This window comes from Spirosoma migulaei (assembly GCF_054776855.1).
In genome coordinates this window covers 43,971-51,413 of the sequence record NZ_BAAHBG010000002.1, presented here as the reverse complement: position 1 = coordinate 51,413, position 7,443 = coordinate 43,971, and the positions used below count along the sequence as shown (strand labels likewise).

Below are 7,443 nucleotides of genomic sequence, written 5' to 3'. Positions count from 1 at the left end.
CGATCCGTTGCCAGATTACCAAGTAACGGCAATAAGGCTTTTTGGGAAGCGGTAAGCGCAGGAATCGATTTGGAGTTTTCGGGAGTAATGCTGCGTAGCGCTCGCAGGGCCGCAATACGAACAGGCGCATCAACGGCCTTCAAGAGTCGTTCAACTTCAAACTGCCCCTCAGCCCCCAATTGGGCCAGCAGGAAAATAGCCCGCGCCCGATGATATTGGTTTGATGATGTCAAAAGCGCCATAACTGGCTCTACGGCTTTTTCACCCTGTTCACGCAAGGCCTCAAACCCCAGCATTCTGACATTAACCGCTGGATTCAGAAGGGCAGCAATTTGTCCCTGTGTTGAGCGCAGGTCTATTTTCGGAATTTTCAGGTTTTTACCTTTGGGCGTGATCCGATAAATTCGCCCATACCCTTTATGATCCTGCATTTGGTGTCCACCCACCACGGGATCATACCAATCGGCAATATACAGGGCTCCATCTGGCCCAACAGCAACATCACTTGGCCTGAACCATTTTCGGCTATCGTTGCTCACTGCATCCCATTTGTAGTTAGGATCTACTTCGGGGAAAGAGCTAATAAAATCGGTGCGTGGCATACGATAGCCGGCCCCGGAAACCTCTGGTTTGTAGCCAAAAATTACATTCCGGCCGGCTTCGGCACTCAACACCATTCCCCGGTATTGTGGCCCAAGTTCATCGCCTTCGTACACGACCATCCCTGTGGGTGAACCAGCACCCGAGATATCACCAACAGGCATAACGCCGGGATCTTCCTGATGCCAGTGTGCTACCGGAATCGTCTGCCCAGGCCGTTGATCGGCCTGCCAGTATCGGGTACCATCTCCGCTGAAATAACCCGCATTAGCACCTTCCATTAACCAACTCGTCCGGCACGCAACTACCTGATCGTCATTATCGTTCTGCCACATGTTGCCATACGAATCCAGCGCAACTTCGTAGTTATTCCGAAAATTATGGGCCATTACTTTCAATCCCGATCCATCAGAATTAACCCGTAACGCCATACCACCCGTCCAGATCCGACCATCATCACTGACCTGACTACCATGATTCGCTTTATTGTAAGGGGTTCCGCCTACGTATAAACTGCCTGACCGAAGCGTCCAGCCATCCGTGTCGGTTACTACATGCGGGCCAGCATTCCCGGTATTGAAGTAATATTTGCCATCGGGGCCAGCCACCACGGCGTGAAGCGCATGGTCATGGTCTAAGCCACCAAAACCGGTTAGCATAATTTCTTTTTTATCCGCTTTATCATCCCCATTTTCGTCGGTATAGATGACCAGATTGGGCGAACAGGATACAATGACTCGGTTGCCAATAACGGCAATACCAAGTGGCGACACCAGATCGGGATCTGTGACAAAGACTTTACTATCGTCGGCTTTACCATCCCCATTGGTATCTTCTAGAATCATGATGCGCTCGCCTTCCGGATGGTCGAGTCGGCTTTCTGGCTTGTTGTTGAATTTGCGATAATTAACGGCTTCCGTAATCCAAACCCGGCCTCTGGCATCGATGTCTATATTCGTTGGATTGTAGAACATCGGAGCCTCCGCCCAGAGAGTTGCTTCAAGATCCTGGGGCAGGTAAAGCGTATTCGAATCAGCGATGGACACAGCACGGTGTTGCTGAGTTGGATCAACACCCGACGGCAAGCCCAGTTGGGAACTGGGTTGGAACGTTTGCCCTGCCAGATAGAGAAAACCAACGGTTGTGAGTGCGAAGGGATTCAACGAAAAAATCGTTTTCATTCGTTATGTCAAGATTCCTGATTCAATAGGTTCTGATGCCGAAAGAACAATTTCGGCCTCCAAGCAATACATAGTCAACCAAACAGTGATCGAACAGTCTTATTATTTTCGATATAACTTTCCAGCATTGGCTTGCCTTTAGGAATAGCCCCTTCAATCTGTAGCCAGCCCGTATAGCCAATTTCATCCAGTACCTGCCGCACTTTCTGTAAATCAACAATCCCCTGGCCCAGCAAATGATCGTTTTCTTTCAGGTGAATTTCGCAGATACGGGATTTGCCCAGCGTTCGAATTTCGTCAAAAATAGGATAACCCATCACAGATGAGTTGCAGACATCGTAATAAACCTGCACTGCAGAAGAACCCACCGCATCCAGAATAGCAATATGCTCAGATGCCGATAGCCACGATTCGATACCTAACACCACGCCTGCTTTCTCCGCTTTGGGGGCAACAGCCTTTAATCGGTCAATAACAACCTGAGTCCCTTTAGGATCATTGCGAAGATCGTTATTACTGAAAAACGCCAGGAGTACATTTTTTACCCCCAACGCATGTGCTACATCAACACTATCCTGCACCCACTGCTCTGTTCGCGCATCGGATTTGTAAGGAATTTCATTTAGCAAACCAATTGCCAGACCTCCTATGGCCACTCCTGCCTGTTTAGCTGCTTCCTTAAACGCACGTTGCGTTTCGGGTCGGCGAAGTAGTTCATGGTCTGCTTTGGTATTTAAGCTAAGCTGTACACCATCCAACCCGATCTGTTTGGCAACCTTAAATGAATTTATGTCACCAGCCGGGCCAATGGACCAATCACAGGCTCCAATGTGGAACCGACTTTTAGCAGTCAATGAACGAGCAAAGACCGGATACACTAAAGTAGATAGCCCAACGCCCAGCGAGTACCGTAACGCATTCCGACGATTCATACGTTTTTATCAGGAAAGGGATTTTATCAAAGGTACGTATCTATCAATAGAACGCGGATTTTTATGATTGTTATGATTTACGCAGGTTTTGACAACATAAACCATATTTTATTATGAAAAAATATAACGATAAGATCATGACTCTACGACAGAGCAAAGGCAATCCTACTCATCTTAATTGCACCAGCTACCCGGTATCATAATAATCAGCGTTCTATTATACGGCATTAATAATCGTAGAAGGTATATAATTGCAGTAAGAATACAGAAATTTTTGCGCGAGCTTCCAACGGTTTGTTCGTGATTGAGGTCATAGGGTTGTCAACGTTGCTATGCAGGATGAATACGAATTAGTCGAAGGTTGCCGACGGCAGGACCGAATTGTGCAGCGACAGCTCTATGAGCGGTTTGCCGGGAAGCTCTTTGTCGTTTGTAAACGGTATATAAAAGACCCAGACGAGGCCGAAGACGTGTTGCAGGACTCATTTGTGAAGATCTATCAGCATATCGACTCATTCCGATTTGAATGCCCGTTAGAGGCCTGGCTAAAGCGCGTGGTGATCAATACGGCCCTGAAGTCGTTACGAAAACAAAAGCCCTGGGAGCATACCAGCGACGTACAGGAATTGGCTCCGATATTACCGCAGGCCGACGAAAGTTTGCCAGCACTCAATTATAAATATTTGCTGCAACTGATTCAGGAGCTACCACCCGGTTGCCGTACCGTGTTTAACTTATACGCGATAGAAGGGTATAACCACCCAGAAATTGCCGAACTGCTTGACATTGCAGAAGGAACGTCTAAATCACAATACGCCCGTGCAAGGGGTCTGTTGCAACAAAAACTACAAGCCGATAAACGAGTTGCCAATGGGTATCCTGCCGAAGGCCACCTATGATGAATGATAACGAAGATGGACGAATTAGATAAAAATAGACCGGACGATTTTTGGCGGAAGGCATTCGATGAGGCCGCCGAGACACCTCCACTCCGGGTGTGGGATTCTATTGAGCGTCGGTTAGATCAGTCTAATGACACGAAAATAATTCCGCTCTGGGGAATGGGCCTGATTTCGTCACGACCGCTTGCCTGGGGGATGGGTGTAGCGGCCGCGGTAACGTTGTTATTGATTGGCTGGTGGGCTGGTACTCAACAGGTAACCCATAACTTATCACGTTCTGTAGTACAACAGGCAAAACCGTTACCACCGCAAGCAACGGATGGAGGAATAAAATCTCTTAACCCAGTAACTTCGGAGGTAAGTAAATCACAGTCCCAATCGTCACCAATGGTTGCATCTTCCCAGAAGTTGAGTGGACTTTCGGTGAAGTCTCAGCCCGCTACAGGCAACCTAGCACTAATGCCTTCTATAGTTACCCAAACGGATGAGACATTGGCAGAGCAACTAGGGAAGCCCGGTCAAAAACCAACGGAATTAAGCGACCAGCTTGCCGCAATGACCATCGGGCGCGCATCCGTAACAACAGCCACTACCAATGAATTTCGGCCGTCAACCTCGGCTACTAGCTCTATCCCGGCTAGTTCGTTTTCTTATGCTCGTTCAGTAGAATCAACAGTAGCCTCCGCTCAGGTCATCCAACCGGTTAGATTTGAGCCACTTACAGGAAAATCGTTGCATTTTCGAAAGTTAGGCCAGATTCATCGGATCGTCTGGTTTCGTCCAGAAGAGTTACCTCTGAAACCAGAAGCACTTAAATCGAAACACCAGCCCCGCGATGTCTGGGCGTCGGCGAGTGTGATGCCCGGTGCCTTCAATCCAATGGTATCCGTACAAACTACGTCGGTTTCTGGTAATAGTTATGCAAGTATGGATGCCCTAAAAAACACTCAGACTAATTCAGCGGTTAGCAGCCACGCCAATTTTTCGGTGGCCTATCAGGCAGGAGCGGGGGTTCAACTAACCGAACACTGGTCAGTAGAGTCGGGTATTGGGTATTTGTCAGGTCGTTCTACGGTTGAAACGCCCGCCCTCTTACCGAACGCTTCGTTAGTGGCCATCGTTGCCCGAAGCACAACGTCGGGCACTGTCTATGGAGATGCGTTACGGAGCAGTATGCACAGTGGAGATATGCTTGCTGCTCAGCCAAGCTATACTAATGTTGCCAACAGCGCCTATCAACAATCCTATACATCGACCCGACAAGTGCTGACAAACGATTATCAGTATATGCAGGTGCCCTTACAGGTTGGGTATCAGCTGCGGCCTCGTAAACGGCTCAGTTTGGCCTTATTAGGTGGACTAATTACTAATATTTTCGTCCGTAATACGGTTGGCAATGAGGTGGTGGTTACCGCAAAGGATGGTGTCTATCGGCCTCTGTCGTTAGCCGCTACCATGGGGGCAAGGTTCCGCTATCGGCCTTCCCCTCAATGGTCTGCTTCGTTAGCGGGTATGTATCAGCCATCGTTAGGATTAGGCACTCAATCTGATTCACAGGTACTTAGTCGTCCCACTTCGGCAGGTATGAGTTTTGGCGTTGACTATCATTTTTGATCTTTCCGATATGAAGTCAATTGCGGTTGTCATATTGCTTATCATTGGTTTTGGCCACTGTCAAACCCGGCTAACGCCCCAAACCGCAGATGATCTTACCGATACGTTGACCATTCGTACGGGAACAGCTTTTGGGATGTGTGCCGGTGAGTACTGCATACGTGAGTACGTATTCAATGGCACCCATGTAACACTCACGCACAAGGGTGCTCGATCACAAGCTGCGGCCCAAAGTTGTCAATCAACTATAAGCGCGGCTGACTGGATCGCATTGAAAGCAAGTGTGAATCTGGCCTCGTTCAATCAACAGCCTGCTGTACTGGGCTGCCCAGATTGTGCGGATGGTGGGGCCGAGTTTATAGAACTACAGGTAGGGGAGCAAAAGCACCGGGTTACATTTCCAGTTGGCGAGACCATTCCCGGATTCGAGTCGCTGGTAACTGGTTTGCGCAACCAACGAAACGCTTTTAGTGAATGTAAGTGATTTTCTAAATGAGTTGGCGTTTATCTAATTCATTTAGCTTTCCTAATGAATTGTGTTATGAAAACGACCCTTTTTTCAAGCTTATTAGCCGTTGTTACGGGTGTTGGTCTCACGGCGATTAGCTGTCAGAATGCAACGGTAACCCCACCGAGCACGGCCAGCGAATTGCGAGTATCAGCCCCTTTTGCGGATAAAACATCTCAGTTCGCGTTTGATATCTCAAAACAAGTAATTGCCGAGGAAGGTCAGGCAAAAAACGTCTTTATTTCACCGCTGAGCCTGCATATCGCACTAGGCATGATTCTGAACGGAGCGAATGGGCAAACAGCCCAGGAGATTCAGAAAACATTGAAGCTAGATGCCCAAACACTGACAGAAGCCAATAAAACATATCAGAATCTAATGGAGAACCTACCCGGCGTAGATCCCGAAGTGACACTAACATTGGCGAACTCCGTTTGGTATCGAAACACGTTCTCTGTCGAAACTCCCTTTCAGGATTTACTAAAACAGTCGTTCAAAGCGGACGTATCTGCGCTGGACTTCAATGACCCGGCTACTGTGGGCAAAATTAACGGTTGGGCCAGCCAGAAAACCAATGGTAAGATTCCGAAAGTGCTTGATCAGATTCAGCCCGATAATGTCATGTTTCTAATGAACGCTCTGTATTTCAAGGGCAATTGGAAAACCCAGTTCAAAGCAGAACAGACAATTGATTCTCCCTTCAAACTGGCATCAGGCGCAACCACAACCGTGCGTATGATGCGGCTCAATACCGAATTAAACCGTGCTTTCCGACCAACCTATACAGCTTTTGAACTGCCGTATGGCTCTGATAAATTTGCGATGACGGTTCTGCTACCAGCCGAGAACTCAACCGCAGAAGCCTTAATCAATAATTTAACCAGTACTGAGTGGACACAGTTACAACAGGCAATGACTGCCGGTACGATTGACATTGGCCTGCCAAAGTTTACGCTGAATTATGATATCAAGCTAAACAAGGAACTGAGTGTTCTTGGTATGCCCACCGCTTTTACGGATGCCGCAGATTTCACTAATATCAACAAGCAAGGTGGTTTAACGCTTAGCTTTGTAAAACAAAATACCTTTGTAGCAGTGGATGAAACAGGAACCGAAGCTGCTGCTGTAACGACGGGCGGTATTTCAGTAACGTCGATGCCGATACCAACGCTCTGCAACCGTCCTTTTGTGTTCGTCATTCACGAAAAAACAACAGGCACTATTCTATTTGTAGGCAAAATTGCCGACCCCACTAAAACAAGTAATTCATGAGAGGTTTCGTGTTCATCTGCCTGCTGTTTGTACTGAGTCAATGCCGCCAATCTGAACCCGAACTAGCGCCCAAAATAGCGCAGCTGATCGGGACATGGCAGCTCGTTGGCCCCGATTCAACCTACGCAGTGACCTTAACTTTTGCCCTGGATACCGATAATCCACCGCACGATATCACCTCATTTAAAGCGAGTGGTAAATCAGCTGTCAATGAATACAATCTGAATTTGTTTGCCGCTATCGACGGCATGATGCTGGCGGATCAGTTGGGAAGTACGAAACTAGCAGGATCTCCCGCTGCGATGCAATTTGAGCAAACCTACTTCACAAACTTGAAAGCCACTGTCCGCTATGAATTGCCGACTGCAAACCAGCTTCTTATATACCATGGAGGCAGCCTACCTCATTTACTAACATTCAAAAGAATTAATTGA

At 47.8% G+C, this 7,443-nt stretch carries 7 protein-coding genes; 5 read left to right on the top strand and 2 right to left on the bottom strand.

Features of this window, described 5'->3' with window-relative positions:
* Together ACYVGO_RS01340 and ACYVGO_RS01335 are read right to left on the bottom strand one after the other, a co-directional pair.
* On the bottom strand, positions 1-1,781 hold a 1,781-nt coding region (locus ACYVGO_RS01340; RefSeq protein ID WP_460966986.1), incomplete at its 3' end, for a PVC-type heme-binding CxxCH protein.
* Between the two features lie 74 nt (positions 1,782-1,855).
* Positions 1,856-2,713, bottom strand: coding sequence for a sugar phosphate isomerase/epimerase family protein (locus ACYVGO_RS01335; protein WP_460966984.1), 858 nt, complete (start codon positions 2,711-2,713; stop codon positions 1,856-1,858).
* 332 nt (positions 2,714-3,045) lie between these two features.
* Here ACYVGO_RS01335 and ACYVGO_RS01330 point away from each other — a divergent pair, with 332 nt between their 5' ends.
* The 5 genes from ACYVGO_RS01330 to ACYVGO_RS01310 are packed head-to-tail and all read left to right on the top strand — an operon-like array spanning position 3,046 to position 7,443.
* Positions 3,046-3,612, top strand: coding sequence for an RNA polymerase sigma factor (locus ACYVGO_RS01330; RefSeq protein WP_460966983.1), 567 nt, complete (start codon positions 3,046-3,048; stop codon positions 3,610-3,612).
* A gap of 3 nt (positions 3,613-3,615) precedes the next feature.
* Positions 3,616-5,229, top strand: a complete 1,614-nt coding sequence (locus tag ACYVGO_RS01325) for a hypothetical protein (RefSeq protein ID WP_460966981.1) — start codon at positions 3,616-3,618, stop codon at positions 5,227-5,229.
* 10 nt (positions 5,230-5,239) lie between these two features.
* Positions 5,240-5,713: a hypothetical protein gene (locus ACYVGO_RS01320; RefSeq protein WP_460966979.1), complete on the top strand. Its 474-nt coding sequence runs from the start codon at positions 5,240-5,242 to the stop codon at positions 5,711-5,713.
* A 57-nt stretch (positions 5,714-5,770) separates the two neighbouring features.
* Positions 5,771-7,009: a serpin family protein gene (locus ACYVGO_RS01315; RefSeq protein WP_460966977.1), complete on the top strand. Its 1,239-nt coding sequence runs from the start codon at positions 5,771-5,773 to the stop codon at positions 7,007-7,009.
* Positions 7,006-7,443, top strand: a complete 438-nt coding sequence (locus ACYVGO_RS01310; protein WP_460966975.1) for an META domain-containing protein — start codon at positions 7,006-7,008, stop codon at positions 7,441-7,443. Before ACYVGO_RS01315 ends, ACYVGO_RS01310 begins: the two co-directional genes overlap by 4 nt.